The sequence below is a fragment of the Acinetobacter sp. ANC 7912 genome (assembly GCF_039862785.1).
Classification (GTDB): Bacteria; Pseudomonadota; Gammaproteobacteria; order Pseudomonadales; family Moraxellaceae; genus Acinetobacter; species Acinetobacter thermotolerans.
The window spans coordinates 655,097-679,711 of sequence record NZ_CP156795.1 but is presented as its reverse complement, the minus strand read 5'-3'; the positions used below and the strand labels follow the sequence as shown (position 1 = coordinate 679,711).

Genomic DNA, 24,615 nt, shown 5'->3' with positions numbered 1-24,615 from the left:
TTGGATAATTTTGAAGCAATTATCTTAATCTGCGACAAGTTCATGTTGAAAATAGGCATCAAAGCGACAAGCGTCTCCTTGCCACTGATGATCAGGCTGTTTTCCGGCCAGAAAAATGGCTAATCGAGGGCGTTTCACTACCACCCGTTTACCAATTTTCTGTGCCAATTCTAACAGGTTATCACCCAGATCCATTTCACCATCTTCAGGCAGGAGCATGTGTAACAGCTGCATCTGTTTTTTTACCTGCGCCTGCTTTTTTGGTGCCTGCTGGTTCTGGTCACGCTGCGGGAACATCGGGTCTAAATACACAACATCGACCACAGCATTTTGCTCGGCCTGAAGTTTTAAATAATCTGCAGAATCAGAAAACACCAGCTGGATTCGATTCACCACTGGATTTAAGAAAGCATCACTCTGGCTACGAAGATGGGTATCTTCCAACAAGGTAAATAAAATCGGATGACGCTCGACTAAAGTGACATTGGCGCCAAAGTGTGCCATTAACAGGCTGTCATGTCCAAGTCCTGCAGTAGCATCAATCAGATTTGGCTTTTCACCCAGGTTACAGGCACGTGCAATCATTTCCGATTTTAAGGATGCACGTTTTAAACGCCCGACTTCAGCTTTCCAGTCCGGCTGCATTTTCATGCCATTGGCACATAACCATAGGCCATCCGCATCGACACAGAGTGCCAGTTCAGGATTCAGACGGAAGAAACGCGCATTCAGCTTTTCTACGGTTTCAATCTGAACCTGTACACCACGAGAAGAAAGCACAGCCGCAAAGTGCTGTGCTTTCCCGATCTGTTCAGCTTCGGTATATAAGCGAATTTCGCTTACCATAATTTCCAGCCTGTAAATGCAAATAACAGAATCAGCAAACCTGAGAAAATGCGATACCAGGCAAAAATCATAAAGTCACGTTTCGCGACATAAGCAACCAACGCACGGATCAGTAACAATGCTGAAATAAAAGAGACTAAGAGTCCTACAGTCAGTACGACAAAATCCTGTGTCCCACTGAACACGTCAAAACTTTGATACAGATCTAACAGCCCTGCACCGACAATCACCGGAATACCGAGGAAGAAGGAAAATTCCGTTGCAGCTTTACGGGAAACGCCCAGGAACATGGCACCGATAATGGTCGCACCAGAACGTGAAGTTCCGGGAATTAAAGACAATACCTGAATCAGGCCAATCCAGACCGCATCTTTTACGGTCAGGTCTTCCACTTCCTTCGCCCGGATCTTTGGCGGATGCTTTTCAATCCAGATGATGATCAGACCACCGATAATCAGACCCAGCGCAATCGCGATATTGTTGAACAGCAGTTCTTTTACGGTCTGACCAAACGTCAGGCCGACCAGCACGATGGGAATCGAAGCCAGAATCAAGCCAATGCCCAGACGGCGTCCTTGAGGTTCACCACTCACAATACCCGTAGCAGCACCCCAGAGGCGTGCCCAGTATTCATAAATCACAGCTGCAATTGCGCCCATCTGAATGGCAATCACAAAAACGTCACTCTTTTCCTTGGTCCAGAAGTCCATCAGTTCTGATGCCAGAATTAGATGCCCGGTACTGGAAATGGGTAAGAACTCAGTAATACCCTCAACAATCCCCATGATTGCCGCTTTCAGCAGCAGTAATAGATCCATGCTTAATCCTGATTAATTATGCTTTGCCTTGTTCTGGAATTTTTTTCCACGCATTGTCACGTAAATATACAGGCAATGCCAATTCGGCACTGACCCAGTTTTTGGCTGCCGCTGCCACACGGGCAATGCTTGCAATGTCCTGAGCAGTAGCTGTTACATCTTGATACTCTGGCACATCTGCCTGTACCAGATGAGCACCTGAACCCACTGCCGTAAATTTTACGGCTGCACTGCCCTGTTCATAGCTGAGTAACTGTTCTTCATCGACTGGCTGCATGATGCCCTGCTCGTCCAGCTTGTAGCTGGCGATATAAACCTCATTCATACGGGCATCCAGCACCGCGGTGACTTCAGTCAGTCCATGCAAACGGTATGCCGCCTGAGCCAGTGCCTGTAAAGTGGATACTGGAACCACAGGCAGGTCATTTGACCAGGCCAGAGCCTGCGTCACCGCAGCATTAATCCGTACGCCACTAAAGGAACCTGGGCCACGGCTAAATGCAATCGCAGTCAGATCAGAAATCGCCAGACCCAGCTGTTGCAGGGCCTGTTCAATCATTGGGAGAATCGTTTGCGTTTGTGCCTTTGCGCGCGCATCAAGTTGGAAAAATAATTCTTGAGTGTCATCAATCACAGAAACGGAACACTGCTCATTGGCAGTTTCCAGTGCCAGCACTTTCATGCACAACCTTAAATTCAGAGAATGTAAAAAATGTCGAATATCATACTCCACTCCCTGGGCTGACGCGAGATTTTCGACCAACAGATACAAAAAACCTGGCCGTAGCCAGGTGGAGCAACTTGAGAACAGGAAAAGCTTAAAGCTCGACTGGTTCCAATTGCTGGAATTTCTGGAAGTGATTCGCGTAATGCAATGCACTCATTTTCAATTTTTCTACCGTTGTTTCATCAATGGTTTTCACCACTTTACCTGGTGAACCCATCACTACGGAATTATCTGGAATGACTTTTCCTTCCGGAATCAGCGCATTGGCACCAATAATACAATTCTTGCCAATCACCACATTGTTCAAAATCACCGCCTGAATCCCGATCAGTGAGTTATCGCCAATGGTACAGCCATGCAGCATGGCCTGATGACCAATGGTCACATAATTGCCGATATGCATTTCAATCCCGGCATCGGTATGCAGCACAGCGTTTTCCTGTACGTTGCTGTAGTCTCCGATATGAATTTTGCAGTTATCACCACGAACCACGGCACCGAACCAGACACTGACCTGTTTGCCCATTTCTACCTGACCAATCACCGTCGCAGTCGGTGCAACCCAGCCATCCCAAGGCTGATGTAGTGCTTTTGGAGAATGTCCCTGAAATTTGTACAACATGGCAAATTCCTTTTTAGTCCTTAAAGAATTTTGAGCGTTTAAAGGCGGGTGAATTGAGCAGGAATGGCCATTCTTTTTTATAGTCCAACCCGTATTGAAATAATGAAATCAGCATACGTGCAGTCAACCCCCAGACGATTTCATTTTCCACGCGCATGCTGGGGAAATAGAGAGACTGATGCGCGAAACGCACTTCATACGGCGTTGGTTTGGCTTCGAGTAAATTCCGCAGTGAGGCAAAGAAAATCCGGTCAATCTCGGTTGGCTGTGGGGTCAGCTCCACTTTTGGAGGAATCAGACCAACCACCGGTTTGACCAACAGACCGCTGCGGGCCTTTTGCATCGGCAGATCGCCAATCAGATGCACATCAAAAGGATTCAGTGCCGTTTCTTCATAAGCTTCACGTAATGCAACCACGATATTACTGGTATCCTGCGGATCACGCTTGCCACCCGGGAAAGACACTTCACCGGCATGATTGGTCATATAAGCCGAACGGCGAGTGAGTAAAACCTTAGGATCAGTCTCATTGGTAATCGCAATTAACACCGCAGCATCGGCTGGCTGAATGCGCCGGGAAAAGCGTAAACGCTGCTGTAAGTGGTGGGTTAAATCACGATCATCCATCCAGTTCTTCCTCATTATCCTTATGCTTTCATCATAGCCGATTTTTAAAATCTGGAGGATAGAATTGATGCCAAAATTGGATTTTTCAGTTATCCTGAGTCTACTTTTTATCATTGATGATGAATATGAACTTCTGTACAGCTTGTGGACATGAGACAACTGAAAAAGTACCTTTAGGTGATCAAAAAATCCGTAATGTCTGTACGTCCTGTGGGTTTATTCATTATGTGAATCCAAAAGTGATTTGTGGCGCTTTAGTGCTCTGGGAAGACAAGGTTCTGCTGTGTCGTCGTGCCATTGAACCGCGTTATGGTTTATGGACCCTGCCAGCCGGTTATATGGAACTGTTTGAGACCATGGAACAAGGCGCAGCGCGTGAAACCCGCGAAGAAGCTGAAGCGGAAGTGGAAATCGAACAGCTGTACTGCATGTACAACATTCCGCGTATCGGGCAAATTTATGTACTGTTTAAAACCCAGCTGATTGAAGGAAAGTTCGGTGCCGGTGAAGAAACCATCGAATCGCGCCTGTTCTCAGAAGCCGAAATTCCTTGGGCCGATCTGGCTTTCCCAAGTGTAGAACGCACCTTAAGACATTATTTTGAAGACCGTAAAACCAATACTTTCCCTATGCATCTGGAAACCCTGGGTTCACGTCTGGATCACACAGGTTAAGAAATTTAGACGATTGCAAAATAAAAAAAGAGCGCCATTTGCGCTCTTTTTTATTTTCAGGAAGAGGTTTCCTGAACAGGCACTGAAACGACTGATTCTGCATCTTCAAGCGGTGTTTTCAGCACCCTGTTCTGTAAAGTCTTTAAACCTTCCTGCATCTTCTGTTGTACCAGATGGGTTAAGCTGTCCACGGTATGCCCTTCTGTCGAAATCTCCGGTAGAGCCATCAAATGCGCTGTGACTTTTGGCATTTCCAGCACCCGGCGTACATGTGCAGCGAAGCTGATGTTATCGACATACGGCGCTACCATATCCAGTTCACCCTGCTGGTTTACATAGCAGATCAGGCAGATCTGTACCGGACGTTGTGCTTCAATCGCAGCCCCGAGAATCCGGCCATGGACTTTCTTGATCCTCCGGCCATTCGATGTGGTCGCTTCCGGGAAGAACAGCACCGGAATATCCTGTTTCAGGAACTCGGTAATCTGATCGCGGATTTTGATGGAATCCCCTGAGCCACGTTTGATAAACAGCGTACCGCCACTTTTGGCCAGTTTGCCCAACACTGGCCATTGTTCAATTTCTGCTTTAGCCAGGAAAAACACCCGTGCCGCTGAACCCAGCACCGCAATATCTAGCCAGGAAATATGGTTACTGACCCAAAGCGCAGGTTCACGCGGAATCGTGCCATGCGCCTGTATTTCGATATTGAATACCTTGCACAGCTTGCGACAGAAATACTGCACATAACGGGTATTAGTCGGGTTATTGGGATTCTTGTACAGACCATAGCGATAGACCAGATAGAACCCTTCACTCACCGCGGCCACAGAAGCTGCAATTTTTCTAAAATAAAGCAAAAACTTGGCTAATCCACGAAGTTCAGGTGTTTGATTTTCTATAGTCGGATGCATACAAGGATCACTATTTTTCGGGCCGATTCAGGTCATCATTTTCACGTATCTTTACCATTCTATACTGTTCATTCTGAACTTGCATTGATTATAAAAACCGTTCAGACAGATCAAAAATTGTCATTTTTAAGTCTAACCTCGATTAATTATTATTTTAATTGAACCACCCAATGGAAGGTTATTTCATGCAAGAAGATCAGCAAACCACCTCTCCTGCCATTCAACCCATGCAAGCATTAACTTATATCGCAGCAGCCAGCGCCCTTTATGCGGCTGTATTTGTGATTCTGGCTCAACTTTTCATTGCCGCACTCTAACCAAAACTCACACAGCTGCGCTATCTGTCCCTAGCTTTTTCCACTAAAATGAAGTTTTCAAGTGGAGTCTGGACTGAGTGGAAATTATACAACAGCGTCGTACCCCAGATCGCGTTATTCTGGTCAGTGTAAGCGTACAGATGCTGGAAGATCTGGATGCCGAAGAATTTCACCTGCTGGCCAGTTCAGCTGGCGCGGAAATCCTTGAGCATCTGCATGTCCAACGCCTGAAACCTGATCCTAAATTCTTTATCGGTTCTGGCAAGGCGGAAGAAATTGCCGAACAGGTGGAAGCCCTTGAAGCCGATCTGGTGATTTTCGATCATAGCCTGACTCCGGCCCAGGCCCGTAACCTTGAAAAGGTCGTAAAATGCCGTGTCGTGGATCGTACCGAGCTGATTCTGGATATCTTTGCCCAGCGAGCGCGTACCTATGAAGGGAAACTGCAGGTCGAATTGGCACAGTTACAGCACATGGCTTCGCGCCTGATCCGCAGCCGTGGCAATCTGGATAGCCAGAAAGGTGGTATCGGTCTGCGTGGTCCAGGTGAAACTTTGCTGGAAACCGACCGTCGTTTGCTGCGTGTCCGCATGGGCCAACTGAAAGCCAAACTGGAGAAAGTCCGCCAAACCCGGATGCAGGGCCGTGTCGCTCGTCAAAAAGCTGCTGTACCCACCATTTCTCTGGTCGGCTATACCAATGCCGGTAAATCCACCCTGTTTAATATTCTCGCTAAAAGCGATGTCTATGCCGCGGATCAGCTCTTCGCAACCCTAGACCCCACCCTGCGGCGTTTAGAATGGGAAGGTATTGGCACCGTTGTCATCGCCGATACTGTTGGTTTTGTACGCAATCTGTCTCATTCTTTAGTCGAATCTTTTAAAGCGACTCTAGAAGAAACGCTGGAAGCGACTTTGCTTCTCCATGTCATTGATTCCAGCAGTCCTGAAATTCTGGAACAGATTGAAGCAGTGGAAACCGTCCTTAAAGAAATTGGTGCTGATGTACCGGTGCTGCGCGTCTATAACAAGATCGACCGTAGCGGTGAAGATGCCAAAATTATTTATAGCAAACCGAACCAGCCAGAGCGTGTGTATGTCTCAGCCCATACAGGAGAAGGCATTGAACTGCTGCGTAAAGCGGTGCATGAAGCCTTGATGGGACAAATCCAGCAGTTCGATCTGAAATTGCAGCATGCGCATGGCAAATTGCGTAACCAGTTGTATGACCTGAACGTGATTCAATCCGAGCATTATGACGAAGATGGTCAGCTGCATTTACAGGTCAGGATCGCACCACAAAAACTGGAACAGATCATCCGGCAAGCCCATTTATCGCTAGAAGATATTCTTGGTGACCAGGCAGTTCAGTTTCAGCGGCCACTTGAAGAGTTTGAAATACCAGGTAAGATCGACTAAAACTTGATAAATCAAATTTTATAGACCCTAAAAATGAACTGGATAAAACACATCGATTGGCCAGCATGGATCGGCACGATACTGCTCATTATTGTCTTTCGGGAAGCAGCAGTCTTGATCATGACCGAACTTGGTCATCCTGAACTTGGCAACCTCACCGGACTAATCAGCCTACTGATCGTGCTCTTTGCTTGGCGACGCTGGCGCAAGATTCCTGCTCGCCTAGTAGATACCAATAACAAAATCATGAAAGAAAGTGCCTTTGCCTTTCTACCAGTTAGTGCGGGTTCACTGATGATGCTGGTACACATGGGCCATAAAATCCCAGCCTTTCTGGTTGTTTTATTCGTCAGCACCCTGATTCCACTCTGGGTCTATGCCAAAATTGCCAAGCGCTGGTTATAGGAGATCACAATGCTATCTATTCTTTATGGTTTCCTGATTACACTGGTGGCTTATCTGGCAGCCAAGCCCTGTAACCGCGTGGTTCCGAAAATTCCAGTGATTGTCTTCGGCATGATCTTTATTCTGCTGATCCTATTTGTACTCGGCGTGCCTTATGAAGCGTATATGGAACAAACCAATCCGCTATTTAACCGCCTGTTAGGATATGTCACTGTAGCATTGGCCATTCCTCTCGCCGCGATGCGCTATGACGATCTGCCATTAAAAGCAGTGACCGGCATTCTGGTCTTCGCCAGTATCAGTGCCGTGGCTTTACCAATGGGACTAGCTTATCTGCTGCATATGGCATCGGATGATATCATGGCCTTTGCGACTCGGGCAGTGACCACTCCAATTGCTATTAATATCGCGACATTACTCCACGCTCCAATCAGTCTGGTGATTCTGATTGTGATCCTGTCTGGCGTAATTGGCGCGGCTTTCTCGTCCATCATTCTGCGCCATATCAATGATGAACGTGCTTCTGGTCTGGCATTGGGTTTGGCCGCCCATGCCATTGGTACGGCACAAGCCTGGCAACGTGGCAGCGTGGCAGGCCGTTATGCCGCATTTGGGATGGCAGTTAATGCAGTCTTCACTGCGCTATGGCTACCAACCTTTATTCTGTATTTGCAAAGCTTATAAATTTGACTGAACAGTCAAATTCTCATGGCTATATCCTCTAGGGTATAGCCACTTCATTTCGCTGCCCGACATTAAAAATTAAAAAAGTAATGTAGTAACCGCATCAAAAATCATAAAAAAAATGTGTTCTAGTTAAATTAAATTGACCATAAAAGTAGGTTAAAACCCAGTATTTTCCTAATTTCCGACTTAGCCAATTGACTTTAAAATCCAGTCTTTCGTCTATGTCTTTTCGGCACTAGTTTTGTTTAGCTCTCTCTTTCCTCAGCCCTAATCTTTTATTAATAAAGTTCATTTTTTAATCCATATACAATGAAATAAAAATAGTACTACTAGACTTAGGATGTATCCCTTATCTATATCCAGCTTGCTTTTTTTTTAGTAAGGTTGTATGAATAATAAACATATAGATTTTTTCAAATCTGTAGATTTAAAAACTTTATTTTTATAGCAAAAACACAGTCAATCAAATGGATATTCGATTGAAATAACGATAAGGAAATCAGATGAAAACAAGACATGTTTTCAGGATGTCGGAGCTGATGAAGCCATGGGATCTATCCTTATTCACACAAAACTGGAGTGGAAACTGGCAACAGATTTATGACAGAATGTGCACAATTCGAATCCCAAGTAAAATGATATACATATTTCATGATACGTATGAGAAATTAAAAACTCAGTTCAAATTATGGATGAGCTACTTGCCCACCCAACAAGGTTCACATCATAGGCTATCTTCTAGGGATATCCTCGCAATACTGGAGCATGAAGCTTTCAAAAACTTAAAACATATAGCATCGAAGGATGCAACGGCTTAGCCCAGAGACTAGCAAATTTATATCGCCATAACCTGCATGAGCAGGTTATTTGCAAGCATAAACATTGAACTTAATTTGGCCATTCGCATTTGGCTATAGGAACTACACAACCGAATTCTTATTGCTGACCGAACAACATAATTGTGACCGTCAGCATTAAACAACATGGGGATGAATAAAATGAATAAATCAAAAATCACAATGATGCTACTGGGTGCATGTATGAGTGTTTCAGCATTTGCCCAAGACCTGGCAGGTACATGGCAGCAAATTGATGATAAAACTGGCTCCCCTAAAGCCATCATTGAAATTCGTAAAGAAAACAATGGTACTTACGTGGGTAAAATTGTCAAAGTCACTCCACGTCCTGGTTATACACCACAAAAAACCTGTAACAACTGCCCTGCACCGTATACCAACCAGCCAATTCTGGGGATGGATGTACTGACTGGTTTAAAACCTGTGGAAGGCACCAATAACTATGAAAAAGGTAAAGTCATCGATCCGCTGGCAGGTAAAATTTACGACGCCAAAGTTCGTCTGAGTGCCAATGGTAAACGTCTCACCTTGCGTGGTTATATGGGCGTCTCTGCACTCGGCCGTAGTCAGACCTGGATTCGTCAGGACTAATTCAAAGCTGATTAAGCCAATAAAAAAGCCACGTTGAACGTGGCTTTTTTACATCTATTTAATGTCCCGTCCTGAAATAAGTTTACACCTTAAGAGACTTATTTTATGGAACATAAACGAGAACAACGAGTTAAACGTACACAACGTGACTATAGCTTTGCCTTTAAAATGATGGTGGTACATGAAGTAGAAAAAGGGCAAATTACTTATAAGCAAGCTCAGGCAAAATATGGTATTCAAGGAAGATCAACTGTGCTGGTATGGTTACGCAAGCACGGACAACAGGACTGGACTTCGAATATGCCGACTTCTTCTAAACGCCAATTGACACCCCAACAACGAATCCGCCAATTAGAAAAGCAGTTAGCCGCAGAAAAGCTTAAAACTGAATTTATTCAGGATGTGATTTATCACATTGATAAAGAATGTGGGACTGATCTTGGAAAAAAGTATACCGAGCACGTTTCAAAGATTGGCAAAGCCAAAGAAGACTAAGCGTTTCACGTTATTGTCAGTGGTTGGGAATCACCCGACAAGCTTATTATCAAGCAGAAAAACGTGCTCAAATGACTGCACAAGCAACTGAACAAATACTTGAGTTGGTTATGGAATATCGCTGTCTCATGCCAAGTATCGGAACACGTAAGCTGTATTGGCTTATTAAAGGCAAATTGTTGCAACGTGGTTTAAAGTGTGGACGGGATCAGTTATTTAAAATATTGAAAGAAAATAACTTATTGATTCGCCCTAAGCGTCGCTATACAAAAACTACGGATAGCAAGCATTGGATGAAGAAGCATCCAAATTTATTAAAGGATTATTCAGCAGTGCAAGCCAATGAAGTCTTTGTTAGTGATATTACCTATGTTGAGAGTGCTGAAGGTGTGCATTATTTATCCTTGGTGACAGATGCTTATACCCGACAGATTAAAGGTTATAAGTTATCGAATGATATGCGTGCGGAGAATGTTGTGCAGGCTCTACATATGGCGATGCAGCAAGCGACAGATCGAGCGACTAGGATGATTCATCATTCAGATAGAGGTGCTCAATATTGCTCTGAGCTATATCAATCGGCATTGCGCCATTATGGGATATGTCCTTCCATGACAGATGGCAAGGACTGTTATCAGAATGCATTAGCAGAGCGAATTAATGGAATATTAAAGCAGGAGTTTTTTAACCACGCGATGTCAAACCATGAAGGAGTTAGATCACTTAATTGCGGAATCTATCATGATTTACAATTGTTATAGACCGCATTTAAGTTTAAATATGAACACCCCGAATCAGATGTATGAGCAAACAAAAACCGAGCTAATTGCTTAACTCGGTTTGAAGTGGAATACTGTCAATCTATTTCAGGACAAGACATAAGTGAATAAATCAGAACATTGGATTATCGACTGCAAACATCTGCTGGTCTTCTAGACGGAAGGCCATTAGCTGATTACCCCAGACACAGCCACCATCTACATTCTGGATGCAATCCGAGATTTTCTTGCCTTGCAGGCCAGCCCAGTGACCAAACAGGATTTGATGGGTTTGAGCCGCTTTGGATTCAAATTCAAACCATGGTTTAAAGCCTTCCGGCATTGGATCATCCAGCGATTCCTTAAAGCTGAACTCCATCCGGCCTTCCGCATCGGTCAGACGCATACGGGTCAGATAGTTGACAATACAACGTAAACGCTCATGTCCTTGCAGATCTTCTGACCACAGATCAGGCTCAGTACCATACATCTCTTTCAGGAAAGCATCGACCACATCAAAGTCTTCATGAGCAAGCACCGCTTCGACTTCTTTGGACAGTTGCGCAGTCTGTTCAGCGGTCCAGTTCAAGGGAATACCCGCATGAGTCAAAATTGTCTGTTCATTCGGAAACAGGCACAAAGGTTGTTTACGCAACCAGTCGATCAGATCATCACTTTCCAGGGCGTTAATTACATCCCAGACATTGTCTTTATCTTTGACTTTTTTCAGGCCACGCGCACAAGCCAGCAGCGTCAGGTCATGATTTCCCAATACCGTCGCTGCAGCGCCATTTTCTGCCAGTTTCTTGATAAAACGCAGTGCCCCCACCGAGTTTTCGCCTCGAGCCACCAGGTCACCAGCAAACCAGAGAAAATCTTGATCCGCATCAAACTGAATTTTTTTCAGCAATGCTTTCAAGGCTTCAAAACAACCTTGCACATCACCAATCACATAGTTGTATCGAATATTTTCGCGAGACATTTATGCATCTACCATTTGATCTGAAAGAGCAACAAATTGAGTGAGCGTTAAGGTTTCAGGACGTGCCATTGGATCCACGCCTGCTTTTTCAAAACCATCTTCCACCAGCATGCCTTTTAAGCTGTTACGCAAAGTTTTACGACGCTGGGTAAAGACATGTGACACCAGTCGTGCCAAGGCTTTTTCATTTTTCGCCACGATTGGTTTCACGTCATAAGGCTCTAGACGGAATACCGCAGACGTTACTTTTGGTGGCGGGTTAAATGAGCCCGGTGGCACTTCAAACAGGAAAGTCGGCTTGCAGTAATACTGAATCATGACTGACAGACGACCATATTCTTTGGTATTCGGTTCTGCGGTAATACGATCGACCACTTCTTTTTGCAGCATGAAGTGCATGTCTTTGACTTTGTCACCAAATTCCAAGAGATGGAATAATAATGGTGTCGAAATATTGTATGGCAGGTTACCGACAACACGTAGTGGACGATCTTCTTCAAATAATTTCGAGAAGTCGAATTTCAGTGCATCGGTTTCAACAATCGCCAGACGTTCAGGATGTGGAACACGCCCCGGTAGCCCAGCCGCCAGGTCACGGTCAAGCTCAATTACCGTCAATGCATCGCATTCACCAATCAGTGGTGAAGTCAAAGCAGCTAAGCCCGGACCAATTTCGACAACATTGTCGCCCGGACGTGGATTCACCGAACGTACAATTTTGGCAATGACACGTTGGTCATGTAAGAAGTTTTGACCAAAACGCTTACGCGTGTGATGCCCTTCATCTTTTGGGTTTAAGGCATTAATCTGATACATAGACATTTCCAACGTGTAATAAAGACGAGATCATTGACGCGCTAAATCCAGCGCCAAATCCACAGCCACATGCAAGCTTGAGCTTTTCGCAAGGCCTGTACCTGCGAGGGAGAGTGCTGTGCCATGATCGACAGAGGTTCGAATAAACGGTAAGCCCAAAGTAATATTGATGGCTTCACCAAAGCCCTGCGATTTTAGCACAGGTAAGCCCTGATCGTGATACATCGCCAGCACCGCATCGGCATCTTTCAGGTTTTCTGGAGTAAATAGGGTATCAGCGGGCAGACTTAAGCTCATGTTAATCCCTTGCGCACGGTAGCTTTCCAGTACCGGATTGATTACTTCAATCTCTTCCATCCCTAGATAACCGCCCTCACCTGCATGTGGGTTTAAACCACAGACCAGAATATGCGGATGCTCAATTTTAAATTTGGATTTTAGGTCGTGAATCAGGATATTAATGACCTGATGCAGTCGTTCAGGCGTAATTGCATCGGCGACTGCACGAAGTGGCAGATGGGTGGTTGCCAACGCTACACGCAAGGTTTTGGTGGCTAACATCATGACCACACGCGGTACACCTGCGCATTCCTGGTAATACTCGGTATGACCACTGAAATGAATCCCAGCATCATTAATGACCGACTTCTGCACAGGTGCTGTAGCGACCCCGACACTTTTGCCAGACATAGCATAGTCCGCAGAACGACGCAACTGTTCCAATACATAAGCAGCGTTATGGTGGTTTAACTCACCTAATATCACTTGCTCTTTTAACGGTACATGCTCGACATAGAGCTGACCTTTTTCTGAAGAAGTCGTTTGCTCTTGATAAGCCACCAATTTAACGTCAAGGTTTAACTGCTGGGCACGCGCACCTAACATTTCCTTATCTGCCAGCACCACCACTGGACGCTCATCAACACGATCGGCCAGACTCAGGCAGATATCAGGACCAATTCCGGCAGGTTCACCACTGGTGACATATAAAGGCAGCATCTTCATCTCGATTCTCTAAGCTGTTCAATATTATAGCCTCATTCCCTATTACCTGCGTACAGCAATCTGTTTTGCCTTTGATAATGAAGGCTATTCATGGGTAAAAAGCCAAGTTACAAATATCTTGTCAGTTTTTCATCGTTCTTGTTGATTTTTCCTTCCCTTCGCCAAAGAGATTGATTAAAATACAGCGCTTGAAATTTTTAATTTTCATTTGTGATTCTTCACGTATTCGTTTAGAATCTCGTCTCCTTTTTGTTTGGACAGCTTCCATAGTCCAAACCAACTATAATAGGTAGTGGTTTAATGAAAACTCTCAGCGCTAAGCCAGCTGAAGTTCAACACGACTGGTACGTTGTTGATGCTTCTGGCAAAACTTTAGGTCGTCTCGCGACTGAAATCGCTCGTCGTTTACGCGGTAAGCACAAAACTTCTTATACTCCTCACGTTGACACTGGTGATTACATCGTTGTTATTAACGCTGAGCAAGTTCAAGTAACTGGTAACAAACCGCTTGACAAGAAATACTATCGCCACACTGGTTTCCCTGGTGGTATCCGTGAAACTAACTTTGAAAAATTAGTTGCTCACAAACCAGAAGAAATCTTCCAACGCGCTGTAAAAGGTATGTTGCCAAAAGGTCCTCTTGGTTATGCAATGATCAAGAAAATGAAAGTGTACGCTGGTGCTGAGCATCCTCACACAGCTCAACAGCCACAAGTTTTGGACATCTAAGGGATACAGCACATGGCTACTAACTATGGTACAGGTCGCCGTAAGACCGCAACTGCACGTGTTTTCCTATCTGCTGGTACTGGTAAACTCGTAATCAACAACCGTTCTCTAGAACAATACTTCGGTCGTGAGACTGCTCGTATGGTTGTTCGTCAACCACTTGAGCTTCTTGAAGCGACTGAAAAATATGACCTTTACATCACTGTTGCTGGTGGTGGTATCGGTGGTCAAGCAGGCGCTATCCGTCACGGTATCACTCGTGCGCTGATCGCTGCTGACGAAACTCTTAAACCTGCTCTTCGTCAAGCTGGTTTCGTTACTCGTGATGCTCGTGAAGTTGAACGTAAGAAACTTGGTTTACGTAAAGCTCGTAAACGTCCTCAATTCTCTAAACGTTAATCTGTTTACCGAATCGGACAAAAAGCCCTGGTTTATCCAGGGTTTTTTTATATCTCTTAAAAAACCACTTATTCACTCATTATTTATTGTTCATGCACGTCTTTGCCCCATACCCCTTCATGGCACCAGAAGGACTTGGTTAAATAATAGTTAATCACACCAATTAAAATCAGTAGCAGAATCAACGCCAGTTTGATCATCATCTTGTTCTACTCCATACATTTTTTTCTAATACTCTACCCAGCTTAACGCCCAATGATGTTTTATGCTTCGTGCTTTTTAGGTTGATTTTTAGTATCCTATTTTACTCACTAAAATATACTCAGGATTTATGTCAGTCGAAAGCGCGCCTCTTCAAGGACTCACCTTATACAGCCATGCCGATGACTTTCGTTCCCATTGGATTCGCTACGTACTTGCCGAAAAACAGATTAAATATAACCTGATTTTAGTGGATCACGATGATGAAGATCTGGCCAGCCTGAATCCTTATAATCAGCTGCCCATGCTGATCGAAAATGATCTAAAATTGTTTATCACCCCGATTATCTCTGAATATATTGATGACCGTTACCGGCAGAATAAGCTGTATGCTGACGCGCCGATGCCGCGTGCAGAGCAACGACAGTACCTGTGGCGCTTTGAACATGACTGGCTAAAGCTAGCGGATATTATGCTCAAACACCCGGATACTCTAGATTCAGCTGCAAAAGCAAAAGCGCAAAAACAGCTACGCGATATCCTAATTTCATTGATGCCGTTATTTCAGCATTTTCCTTATTTCATGTCTGAACAATTCAGCATCCTGGATTGCATGCTGGCACCAATATTTATCCGTTTGCCGAGTATGGGTATAGAATTACCTCAACAGCAATGCCGTCCATTCCATTTATATTGTCAGCGGATTTTTAGTCGTCCAGCATTTATCAAATCGATGACCCTACAAGAAAAAAACCGCTATTCATCCCTATTAACACATTCGTAGAGAAAGATTATGTCTGAACAGGAATTCCAGCTTATGCCTACACGTCCATACATGGCCCGTGCGATCTATGAATGGATCTGTGACAACAATATGACCCCTTACCTGCTGGTAGATGCAACTCGCCCAAATACCATGGTTCCAGAGCAATTTGTGAAGGATGGTCAGATCATTCTGAATATCGTGCCACATGCTGTACATGCGCTACACATGAGCAATGATGCAATTACCTTTTCTGCCCGTTTTGGCGGCGTATCACGTGATATTTACGTACCTATGCCAGCAGTACTCGGTATCTATGCGCGTGAAAACGGTCAAGGTTTATTCTTCGATCCAAATGAATATGAACATACACAAATTGAAGAAGATGCTTTAAAATCAACCACTGAAGAAAAAACCGAACAACCTAAGAAAAAACCAAGCCTAAGGTTATTAGATTAAATAAAAATGGAGTAAGTGAATGGCTTTTGATTTAGTACAATATTTTGTTGAACAGATAGAAACTCAAAAGCCTGAGCTTCTAAGTCAGTATCCGAAGCAGGAACGCCGCGCTTATATCACTGAACTCAGCGCACTGACTTTAGGCAAGCTCATCTCTGAATGGCGTCTTGACCCTAAGAAAATCTATACCGAAATCAATCATCCTGATGATCTCTATATTCAGGAAATTGCCCGTCACCTTTCTACAGTTTCCTCAAATGAATCCAAACTTTCCCGTACAGAACAGGAAGAAAGTCTGTTTGAAATTTTTAAATTACAGTTGCTCGAACTCAAACAATTACATGATACAGGCAACCACAATTTAAACAGTATTCAGGAATTGCTATACGGCCAGATCGAACATCTTTCCGGTCAGGCAGATGATTGGGTTTGGACAACAAATAACCTATTAGAACTGAAAGGCTCTAAACCCGTGCCACAAGAAGATATATCATTGGAGGCAACGATGAAGGAGTTTAATCAGATGGTCAGCCAGAATACTCACCACCAGGAACATGACGTTGAAGAAGTCACTGTAGTCAATGCACCAACCTGGTCTAAAATTGTAGAACCAATCGTTGCCATTGCAATCCTGTGGGTACTTGTCGATGCAGTACTGAAAATATTTGCTTAAGCAATCTACCTCATAAAAAACCAGCCTTGTGCTGGTTTTTTTATTTCGGAAAATAAAAAATCCATGCATAAAAAAACACCCCCTGCACTAGTCAGGGGGTGTCTGGAATAATGAGCTGGCGATGACTTACTCTCACATGGCAAACGCCACACTACCATCAGCGCGAAGAGGTTTCACTTCTGAGTTCGGGAAGGGATCAGGTGGTTCACTCTTGCTATGGTCGCCAGCACAACTGGGATGGATACTCGCTTGGTCTTAGGTTTGCGCCAAGGTTTTTTCCAAATGAGTTATTAACAGGATAATCTGAGTTGAACATTGTATCTAGCATTTCAACTAAATCAAGTTGCTTTGATGCTTTATGAATCAATTGTTGCTTTGTATACAACTGCTTGGGCGTTGTATAGTCAAGCCTCACGAGCAATTAGTATTGGTCAGCTTCATGCATCACTGCACTTCCACACCCAACCTATCAACGTCCTAGTCTCGAACGGCTCTTTAGAGGACATAAAGTCCAAGGGAAATCTAATCTTGAGGTAGGCTTCCCGCTTAGATGCTTTCAGCGGTTATCCCTTCCGAACATAGCTACCCGGCGATGCGACTGGCGTCACAACCGGTACACCAGAGGTTCGTCCACTCTGGTCCTCTCGTACTAGGAGCAGATCCTCTCAAATTTCCAGCGCCCACGGTAGATAGGGACCGAACTGTCTCACGACGTTCTAAACCCAGCTCGCGTACCTCTTTAAATGGCGAACAGCCATACCCTTGGGACCTGCTTCAGCCCCAGGATGAGATGAGCCGACATCGAGGTGCCAAACACCGCCGTCGATATGAACTCTTGGGCGGTATCAGCCTGTTATCCCCAGAGTACCTTTTATCCGTTGAGCGATGGCCCTTCCATACAGAACCACCGGATCACTAAGACCTACTTTCGTACCTGCTCGACTTGTGGGTCTCGCAGTTAAGCGCGCTTTTGCCTTTATACTCTACGCGTGATTTCCGACCACGCTGAGCGCACCTTCGTACTCCTCCGTTACTCTTTAGGAGGAGACCGCCCCAGTCAAACTACCCACCAGACACGGTCCTCGTCCCGGATTACGGGACAGAGTTAGAACCTCAATATTACCAGGGTGGTATTTCAAGATTGGCTCCATAGCAACTAGCGTCGCTACTTCAAAGCCTCCCACCTATCCTACACAAGTAAGATCAAAGTTCAGTGTCAAGCTGCAGTAAAGGTTCACGGGGTCTTTCCGTCTAGCCGCGGGTACACCGCATCTTCACGGCGAATTCGATTTCACTGAGCCTCTGCTGGAGACAGCGCCGCCATCATTATGCCATTCGTGCAGGTCGGAACTTACCCGACAAGGAATTTCGCTACCTTAGGACCGTTATAGTTACGGCCGCCGTTTACTGGGGCTTCGATCAAGAGCTTCGCTTACGCTAACCCCATCAATTAACCTTCCAGCACCGGGCAGGCATCACACCCTATACGTCCACTTTCGTGTTTGCAGAGTGCTATGTTTTTAATAAACAGTTGCAGCGGCCTGGTTTCTGAGGCTGTCAACAGCTCAAGGAGCAAGTCCTATCACCATCGACAGCGTACCTTCTCCCGAAGTTACGGTACCATTTTGCCTAGTTCCTTCAGCAGAGTTCTCTCAAGCGCTTTGGTCTACTCGACCTGACCACCTGTGTCGGTTTCGGGTACGATTCCAGTGTAACTGAAGCTTAGAGACTTTTCCTGGAAGTATGGTATCAGCCACTTCACCAGTAAACTGGCTTGCTATCAGATCTCAGCATAGAGCACCCCGGATTTGCCTAAGATGCATGCCTACTTCCTTCCACCTGGACAACCAACGCCAGGCTGACTTAACCTTCTCCGTCCTCTCATCGCATTACACTGAAGTATTGGAATATTAACCAATTTCCCATCGACTACGCCTCTCGGCCTCGCCTTAGGGGTCGACTCACCCAGCCCCGATTAACGTTGGACTGGAACCCTTGGTCTTTCAGCGAACGGGTTTTTCACCCGTTTTGTCGTTACTCACGTCAGCATTCGCACTTCTGATACCTCCAGCATGCTTCTCAACACACCTTCATTGGCTTACAGAACGCTCCCCTACCACTTACGCATAAGCGTAAATCCGCAGCTTCGGTACATAGTTTTAGCCCCGTTACATCTTCCGCGCAGGCCGACTCGACTAGTGAGCTATTACGCTTTCTTTAAAGGGTGGCTGCTTCTAAGCCAACCTCCTAGCTGTCTATGCCTTCCCACATCGTTTCCCACTTAACTATGATTTTGGGACCTTAGCTGGCGGTCTGGATTGTTTTCCTCTTGACTACGGACGTTAGCACCCGCAGTCTGTCTCCCGGATAGTACTCATTGGTATTCGGAGTTTGCATCGGTTTGGTAAGTCGGGATGACCCCCTAGCCGAAACAGTGCTCTACCCCCAATGGTATTCGTCCGAGGCGCTACCTAAATAGCTTTCGGGGAGAACCAGCTATCACCGAGTTTGATTAGCCTTTCACCCCTATCCACAAGTCATCCCCTGGCTTTTCAACGACAGTGGGTTCGGTCCTCCAGTTAGTGTTACCCAACCTTCAACCTGCTCATGGATAGATCACCCGGTTTCGGGTCTACACCCAGCAACTATACGCCCTATTAAGACTCGATTTCTCTACGGCTCCCCTACACGGTTAACCTCGCTACTGAATGTAAGTCGCTGACCCATTATACAAAAGGTACGCAGTCACCCCGAAGGGCTCCCACTGCTTGTATGCATGCGGTTTCAGGATCTATTTCACTCCCCTCACAGGGGTTCTTTTCGCCTTTCCCTCACGGTACTGGTTCACTATCGGTCAGTCAGGAGTATTTAGCCTTGGAGGATGGTCCCCCCATATTCAGACAAGGTTTCACGTGCCTCGCCCTACTCGACATCATCATATCAGCCCTTTCGTGTACAGGACTATCACCCACTATGGTTGCACTTCCCAGAGCATTCCACTAAAACTGATATGACTTAATGGGCTGTTCCCCGTTCGCTCGCCGCTACTGAGGGAATCTCAATTGATTTCTTTTCCTACGGGTACTGAGATGTTTCACTTCTCCGCGTTCGCCTCATAAACCTATGTATTCAGTTTATGATACCGACCTTATAGCCGGTGGGTTTCCCCATTCAGACATCTCCGGATCACAGGATATTTGCCGCCTCCCCGAAGCTTTTCGCAGGCTATCACGTCTTTCATCGCCTCTGACTGCCAAGGCATCCACCACATGCACTTAATTACTTGACTATACAACCCCAAACAGTCGTTACACCTACAAGTCAGTGTAGCAACAAGTTCCACCAGTAAACTGGCTTCTCTTACAGTTTGTTGTTCTGTGCACTTAAGCACCGTACAGCTTCAATTAGATTCACGTACCAAAACGCTTGATTCAGTTAATTTCGCTAGTTCTCATTCAATCACTTCAACTTCACAACCAAAGTTGTGTCGTTTCCGCTCTCTTATGAGATTGAACAAATTATTTCAACTCAAATATATTCTGTTAATGATTTAACGTATCTTCGTCAGACTACGTTACTGTGATAAATCACAGAGATTAGTAAGTGGTGCGTAGTATACGCTTCCATTTCACTAATCTCTATAAGCTATCAAACTGTTTGCTTATTACGTATTCGAACGAATACGTGGTGGAGACTAGGAGAGTCGAACTCCTGACCTCCTGCGTGCAAAGCAGGCGCTCTACCAACTAAGCTAAGTCCCCAGCTTATCAATAAGTCAATGTATCTAAAGTATGTCATGGTGGGTCTGACAAGACTTGAACTTGTGACCCCACGCTTATCAAGCGTGTGCTCTAACCAACTGAGCTACAGACCCTCAGATACATCGTCATGAAGAACAACTTGTTGTGGATTCTTACCGATCGTCAATCTTTCGTTAAGGAGGTGATCCAGCCGCAGGTTCCCCTACGGCTACCTTGTTACGACTTCACCCCAGTCATCGGCCACACCGTGGTAAGCGTCCTCCTTACGGTTAGACTACCTACTTCTGGTGCAACAAACTCCCATGGTGTGACGGGCGGTGTGTACAAGGCCCGGGAACGTATTCACCGCGGCATTCTGATCCGCGATTACTAGCGATTCCGACTTCACGCAGTCGAGTTGCAGACTGCGATCCGGACTACGATCGGCTTTTTGAGATTAGCATCTGCTCGCGCAGTAGCAACCCTTTGTACCGACCATTGTAGCACGTGTGTAGCCCTGGCCGTAAGGGCCATGATGACTTGACGTCGTCCCCGCCTTCCTCCAGTTTGTCACTGGCAGTATCCTTAAAGTTCCCATCCGAAATGCTGGCAAGTAAGGAAAAGGGTTGCGCTCGTTGCGGGACTTAACCCAACATCTCACGACACGAGCTGACGACAGCCATGCAGCACCTGTATCTAAGTTCCCGAAGGCACCAATCCATCTCTGGAAAGTTCTTAGTATGTCAAGGCCAGGTAAGGTTCTTCGCGTTGCATCGAATTAAACCACATGCTCCACCGCTTGTGCGGGCCCCCGTCAATTCATTTGAGTTTTAGTCTTGCGACCGTACTCCCCAGGCGGTCTACTTATCGCGTTAGCTGCGCCACTAAAGCCTCAAAGGCCCCAACGGCTAGTAGACATCGTTTACGGCATGGACTACCAGGGTATCTAATCCTGTTTGCTCCCCATGCTTTCGCACCTCAGCGTCAGTATTAGGCCAGATGGCTGCCTTCGCCATCGGTATTCCTCCAGATCTCTACGCATTTCACCGCTACACCTGGAATTCTACCATCCTCTCCCATACTCTAGCTTCCCAGTATCGAATGCAATTCCCAAGTTAAGCTCGGGGATTTCACATCCGACTTAAAAAGCCGCCTACGCGCGCTTTACGCCCAGTAAATCCGATTAACGCTTGCACCCTCTGTATTACCGCGGCTGCTGGCACAGAGTTAGCCGGTGCTTATTCTGCGAGTAACGTCCACTCACCTTGGGTATTAACCAAGGGAGCCTCCTCCTCGCTTAAAGTGCTTTACAACCAAAAGGCCTTCTTCACACACGCGGCATGGCTGGATCAGAGTTGCCTCCATTGTCCAATATTCCCCACTGCTGCCTCCCGTAGGAGTCTGGGCCGTGTCTCAGTCCCAGTGTGGCGGATCATCCTCTCAGACCCGCTACAGATCGTCGCCTTGGTAGGCCTTTACCCCACCAACTAGCTAATCCGACTTAGGCTCATCTATTAGCGCAAGGTCCGAAGATCCCCTGCTTTCCCCCGTAGGGCGTATGCGGTATTAGCGTCCCTTTCGAAACGTTGTCCCCCACTAATAGGCAGATTCCTAAGCATTACTCACCCGTCCGCCGCTAAGAATCAGGTGCAAGCACCCTATCCCCGCTCGACTTGCATGTGTTAAGCCTGCCGCCAGCGTTCAATCTGAGCCATGATCAAACTCTTCAGTTAAAATCATTTTGTACTTTAGTTAAGACAAAGTACTTAATTCTGGCTCATCAATTACTGACAAAAATTCGCTCAAATAAACTTCGAGTAATTTCTACCATTAATCAATGAAAATATATTCAATCGATCAACCGGTAAAAATCCACACAAGTTGTTCTTCATAATCTCTTAATGATCGTCTTCATGCTTCGTCAGCATCAAGCTAGGTCGGCTATATTACGCTTTCTAAAATGAAAGTCAACATGTAATGTAAATTATTTTTAAACTTCCTTTCTAAAACCTAACTCAACCATTTCATACTAAGTTACTGTTTTATCAGAAGTTTTAATTAACATCACCGCCGATGGATGTGCATTATAGAGCAAATCCAAACACACGCAACCCCTATTTTTAATAAAATCTACCGTCTGTTTATTTATTCTACAGAAAAGCAGGTTTTTCTTATTTTTTGACTAATTTCTCTTCGATATTTAAATATTTTCTATTTTTACTAATTAATCCCCACCCTTCTTCTATTTTTAAAAAAATTATTTTCCTGAAATCTCATTAAATACATTACTTCACCAGAAACAAAATCAAAGTAATAGAATTAAAAACTCCATATCCAAAAAATTTAAACTCACAAACAATTTCAACTATTCGTTATTAATTTCATTTTTTTATTTTCACCTTTCCTCAATCACAAATATTTCTTACCACTAAACTGGATCAATCATGTCTACCCATAAAAGCTAGAGATGTATAAAAGCATTTTAAAATTGACAATTTTATCCCTTTAGCCGTAAAACCTCGCCCTTCAGGGCGGGGATATAAGGCTGCAATCCGCTAGTCCCCCTTGTGGGGATTAGCTAGGATTGCTAATGCGGTGTTTGCTGTTGTTGGATATATTGTTTAATAATCCCAATGGGAGCACCTCCACACGATGCAGCGAAATAACTAGGCGACCACAAAGCATTCCCCCATAATTTGTTTTTAATTTCAGGGTGTTTAGTTCTCGCAGATCCAAATCCCAAGTGCGACACATTTGTAGTTAGTTGAAAAAGTTAGGTGTATTCATAGAATCATTAGACTTTTTCAACTCGCAATTGGAAAGCACACAATGAAGAAATACACCCAACTTTCTCAAGATGAAAGATACGAAATTTATGCTACTTTGAAAAGTAAAAGCTCAATCGCTAACCTTGCTCGGGAGTTAGGGCGTTCACGATCAACCATCTACCGTGAATTAAAAAGAAATACTGGGCAACGTGGATATAGGGCTCAACAGGCAGCTAAATTTGCAAGTCAAAGACGGTACCGTCCTTCCTCATCAATGACAGCATTTGCCTTCGCCTATATTGATTATTTAATTGGCTTGGACTGGTCACCAGAACAAATTTCAGGTGCTTTAACACAACGCGGTTGGCTGGATGTACCTTCACATGAGTGGATTTACCAGTACATTTATCAAGATAAATCAAAAGGCGGTAAACTCCATCTACACTTAAGGCATCAGAAGAAATATCGAAAACGAGGTTACAAAAACACGGATCGTAGGGGGCAAATCATTGATAAAACAAGTATTCACTGTCGAGACCAGGTCATTGATCAACGACAACGTTTAGGAGATTTCGAAGGTGACACGGTGATTGGTAAACATCATAAAGGTGCTTTATTAACCCTTGTTGATCGAAAGAGCCTGTATGTACATATTGTTCATTTAGGATCAACGAGAGCATCCTCTCAAACGATTACTTGTGCGTTAGATCGTTTACGAATGAGCCATGCTTATAGTGTGACATTTGATAATGGTAAAGAATTTTCCGAACACAAAAGAATTACTGATGCCGGGATAGAGACGTATTTTGCTGATCCTTACAAGTCTATTCAGCGAGCTAGAAATGAAAATACGAATGGTTTAATCCGTCAATATCTGCCAAAATCATCATCGTTTGATGACGTGTCAAACGAACAAATAGAGCAGATAGAATTTGCACTCAACCATCGTCCTAGAAAAACGCTAGGTTGGTATACACCGAGTGAAGTTATGGCTGGTTTTTATACTGTTGCACTTGCCGCTTGAATCCGCCTCTTAAAATACGACTAGATGCACCTTTTAGGCTGTTAACCAAGCTAGAAATAGCTACTTTTGGTGGATAGTTCACAAGTAAATGAACATGATCATGCTCACCATCAAATTCTACCAACTTAGCTTCAAAGTCTAAGCAAATGCGCTTGAATACTTCATTCATAGTTTCGAGCATAGCTTTGGTAAAAACATCTCTACGATATTTAGCCACAAAGACTAAATGAACGTGCATATTAAAAACACAGTGACGACCTGTTCTAATCTCTTGACTATTATCCATAGACCAAATATAT

At 44.8% G+C, this 24,615-nt stretch carries 21 protein-coding genes, 2 tRNA genes, 3 rRNA genes and 3 pseudogenes; 13 read left to right on the top strand and 16 right to left on the bottom strand.

Annotation, left to right across the window (positions count from 1 at the left end; all coding sequences use genetic code 11):
* Positions 1-24 precede the first annotated feature (24 nt).
* From ABEF84_RS03440 to ABEF84_RS03420, 5 genes are all read right to left on the bottom strand, one after another.
* Positions 25-846, bottom strand: coding sequence for a class I SAM-dependent methyltransferase (locus ABEF84_RS03440; RefSeq protein WP_347473764.1), 822 nt, complete (start codon positions 844-846; stop codon positions 25-27).
* A complete protein-coding gene (locus ABEF84_RS03435) occupies positions 840-1,664 on the bottom strand; it encodes an undecaprenyl-diphosphate phosphatase (protein ID WP_034586485.1) in 825 nt (274 codons plus the stop codon). Before ABEF84_RS03435 ends, ABEF84_RS03440 begins: the two co-directional genes overlap by 7 nt.
* Before the next feature lie 16 nt (positions 1,665-1,680).
* The gene (gene tsaB, locus ABEF84_RS03430; protein ID WP_347453588.1) at positions 1,681-2,346 is read right to left on the bottom strand and encodes a tRNA (adenosine(37)-N6)-threonylcarbamoyltransferase complex dimerization subunit type 1 TsaB; all 666 of its coding nucleotides are present in this window, start codon (positions 2,344-2,346) and stop codon (positions 1,681-1,683) included.
* Positions 2,347-2,482: 136 nt separating this feature from the next.
* Positions 2,483-3,013 (bottom strand): gamma carbonic anhydrase family protein, encoded by a 531-nt coding sequence (locus ABEF84_RS03425; protein ID WP_034586491.1) that lies wholly within the window; start codon positions 3,011-3,013, stop codon positions 2,483-2,485.
* A gap of 13 nt (positions 3,014-3,026) precedes the next feature.
* Entirely contained in the window at positions 3,027-3,641 is a 615-nt protein-coding gene (locus tag ABEF84_RS03420) for a CoA pyrophosphatase (protein WP_034586494.1), read from the bottom strand.
* Between the two features lie 125 nt (positions 3,642-3,766).
* Between ABEF84_RS03420 and ABEF84_RS03415 the strand changes: the two genes are divergently transcribed.
* Complete coding sequence (locus tag ABEF84_RS03415) at positions 3,767-4,315, top strand: NUDIX hydrolase (RefSeq protein WP_034586513.1); 549 nt, start codon at positions 3,767-3,769, stop codon at positions 4,313-4,315.
* A 56-nt stretch (positions 4,316-4,371) separates the two neighbouring features.
* On the opposite strand, the gene ABEF84_RS03410 is transcribed toward ABEF84_RS03415, so the two are convergent.
* Positions 4,372-5,229, bottom strand: coding sequence for a 1-acyl-sn-glycerol-3-phosphate acyltransferase (locus ABEF84_RS03410; protein ID WP_052127904.1), 858 nt, complete (start codon positions 5,227-5,229; stop codon positions 4,372-4,374).
* Positions 5,230-5,414: 185 nt separating this feature from the next.
* Between ABEF84_RS03410 and ABEF84_RS03405 the strand changes: the two genes are divergently transcribed.
* From ABEF84_RS03405 to ABEF84_RS03380, 6 genes and pseudogenes are all read left to right on the top strand, one after another.
* A complete protein-coding gene (locus ABEF84_RS03405) occupies positions 5,415-5,546 on the top strand; it encodes a hypothetical protein (RefSeq protein WP_264673527.1) in 132 nt (43 codons plus the stop codon).
* Between the two features lie 140 nt (positions 5,547-5,686).
* Complete coding sequence (gene hflX, locus ABEF84_RS03400; RefSeq protein ID WP_404798905.1) at positions 5,687-6,964, top strand: ribosome rescue GTPase HflX; 1,278 nt, start codon at positions 5,687-5,689, stop codon at positions 6,962-6,964.
* A gap of 33 nt (positions 6,965-6,997) precedes the next feature.
* Positions 6,998-7,369 (top strand): hypothetical protein, encoded by a 372-nt coding sequence (locus ABEF84_RS03395; protein ID WP_034586500.1) that lies wholly within the window; start codon positions 6,998-7,000, stop codon positions 7,367-7,369.
* 9 nt (positions 7,370-7,378) lie between these two features.
* Complete coding sequence (locus tag ABEF84_RS03390) at positions 7,379-8,053, top strand: LrgB family protein (RefSeq protein WP_034586504.1); 675 nt, start codon at positions 7,379-7,381, stop codon at positions 8,051-8,053.
* Positions 8,054-9,054: 1,001 nt separating this feature from the next.
* Complete coding sequence (locus ABEF84_RS03385; RefSeq protein WP_034586520.1) at positions 9,055-9,504, top strand: DUF2147 domain-containing protein; 450 nt, start codon at positions 9,055-9,057, stop codon at positions 9,502-9,504.
* A gap of 105 nt (positions 9,505-9,609) precedes the next feature.
* Positions 9,610-10,833 (top strand): annotated as a pseudogene (locus ABEF84_RS03380) (IS3 family transposase).
* A gap of 57 nt (positions 10,834-10,890) precedes the next feature.
* Here the strand turns inward: ABEF84_RS03380 and ABEF84_RS03375 are convergent.
* The 3 genes from ABEF84_RS03375 to pdxA are packed head-to-tail and all read right to left on the bottom strand — an operon-like array spanning position 10,891 to position 13,554.
* The gene (locus ABEF84_RS03375) at positions 10,891-11,739 is read right to left on the bottom strand and encodes a symmetrical bis(5'-nucleosyl)-tetraphosphatase (RefSeq protein WP_034588511.1); all 849 of its coding nucleotides are present in this window, start codon (positions 11,737-11,739) and stop codon (positions 10,891-10,893) included.
* A complete protein-coding gene (gene rsmA, locus ABEF84_RS03370) occupies positions 11,740-12,555 on the bottom strand; it encodes a 16S rRNA (adenine(1518)-N(6)/adenine(1519)-N(6))-dimethyltransferase RsmA (RefSeq protein ID WP_347453586.1) in 816 nt (271 codons plus the stop codon).
* Positions 12,556-12,585: 30 nt separating this feature from the next.
* Positions 12,586-13,554, bottom strand: a complete 969-nt coding sequence (gene pdxA, locus ABEF84_RS03365) for a 4-hydroxythreonine-4-phosphate dehydrogenase PdxA (protein ID WP_404798928.1) — start codon at positions 13,552-13,554, stop codon at positions 12,586-12,588.
* Between the two features lie 306 nt (positions 13,555-13,860).
* Between pdxA and rplM the strand changes: the two genes are divergently transcribed.
* The 5 genes from rplM (at position 13,861) to ABEF84_RS03340 (ending at position 16,784) form a co-directional block, all read left to right on the top strand.
* The gene (rplM, locus tag ABEF84_RS03360; RefSeq protein ID WP_004950297.1) at positions 13,861-14,289 is read left to right on the top strand and encodes a 50S ribosomal protein L13; all 429 of its coding nucleotides are present in this window, start codon (positions 13,861-13,863) and stop codon (positions 14,287-14,289) included.
* Positions 14,290-14,301: 12 nt separating this feature from the next.
* Complete coding sequence (rpsI, locus tag ABEF84_RS03355; protein WP_034588505.1) at positions 14,302-14,688, top strand: 30S ribosomal protein S9; 387 nt, start codon at positions 14,302-14,304, stop codon at positions 14,686-14,688.
* Positions 14,689-15,019: 331 nt separating this feature from the next.
* A complete protein-coding gene (locus tag ABEF84_RS03350) occupies positions 15,020-15,673 on the top strand; it encodes a glutathione S-transferase N-terminal domain-containing protein (protein WP_034584830.1) in 654 nt (217 codons plus the stop codon).
* A gap of 9 nt (positions 15,674-15,682) precedes the next feature.
* Positions 15,683-16,111 carry a ClpXP protease specificity-enhancing factor gene (locus ABEF84_RS03345; protein WP_034584833.1) on the top strand — a complete coding sequence of 143 codons (429 nt, stop codon included), beginning with the start codon at positions 15,683-15,685 and terminating at the stop codon, positions 16,109-16,111.
* 19 nt (positions 16,112-16,130) lie between these two features.
* Positions 16,131-16,784, top strand: a complete 654-nt coding sequence (locus ABEF84_RS03340; RefSeq protein WP_034584835.1) for a hypothetical protein — start codon at positions 16,131-16,133, stop codon at positions 16,782-16,784.
* Positions 16,785-16,897: 113 nt separating this feature from the next.
* On the opposite strand, the gene rrf is transcribed toward ABEF84_RS03340, so the two are convergent.
* The 6 genes and pseudogenes from rrf to ABEF84_RS03310 all read right to left on the bottom strand — a co-directional run.
* Positions 16,898-17,012: ribosomal RNA gene (gene rrf, locus ABEF84_RS03335) — 5S ribosomal RNA — on the bottom strand.
* Positions 17,013-17,184: 172 nt separating this feature from the next.
* Positions 17,185-20,073, bottom strand: a 23S ribosomal RNA gene (locus ABEF84_RS03330).
* A 396-nt stretch (positions 20,074-20,469) separates the two neighbouring features.
* Positions 20,470-20,545: transfer RNA gene (locus ABEF84_RS03325), tRNA-Ala, on the bottom strand.
* A gap of 36 nt (positions 20,546-20,581) precedes the next feature.
* Positions 20,582-20,658, bottom strand: a tRNA-Ile gene (locus ABEF84_RS03320).
* 61 nt (positions 20,659-20,719) lie between these two features.
* Positions 20,720-22,257 (bottom strand): 16S ribosomal RNA (locus ABEF84_RS03315).
* Together the 16S, 23S and 5S rRNA genes with 2 tRNA genes alongside form the textbook arrangement of a ribosomal RNA operon.
* Positions 22,258-23,111: 854 nt before the next feature.
* A pseudogene (locus ABEF84_RS03310) lies at positions 23,112-23,210 on the bottom strand (transposase); the annotation flags it as partial.
* Between the two features lie 143 nt (positions 23,211-23,353).
* Between ABEF84_RS03310 and ABEF84_RS03305 the strand changes: the two are divergent.
* Positions 23,354-24,316: an IS30-like element IS18 family transposase gene (locus ABEF84_RS03305; RefSeq protein ID WP_075174500.1), complete on the top strand. Its 963-nt coding sequence runs from the start codon at positions 23,354-23,356 to the stop codon at positions 24,314-24,316.
* 7 nt (positions 24,317-24,323) lie between these two features.
* On the opposite strand, the pseudogene tnpA reads toward ABEF84_RS03305, so the two are convergent.
* A pseudogene (gene tnpA / locus ABEF84_RS03300) lies at positions 24,324-24,602 on the bottom strand (IS200/IS605 family transposase); the annotation flags it as partial.
* Between the last annotated feature and the right edge of the window lie 13 nt (positions 24,603-24,615).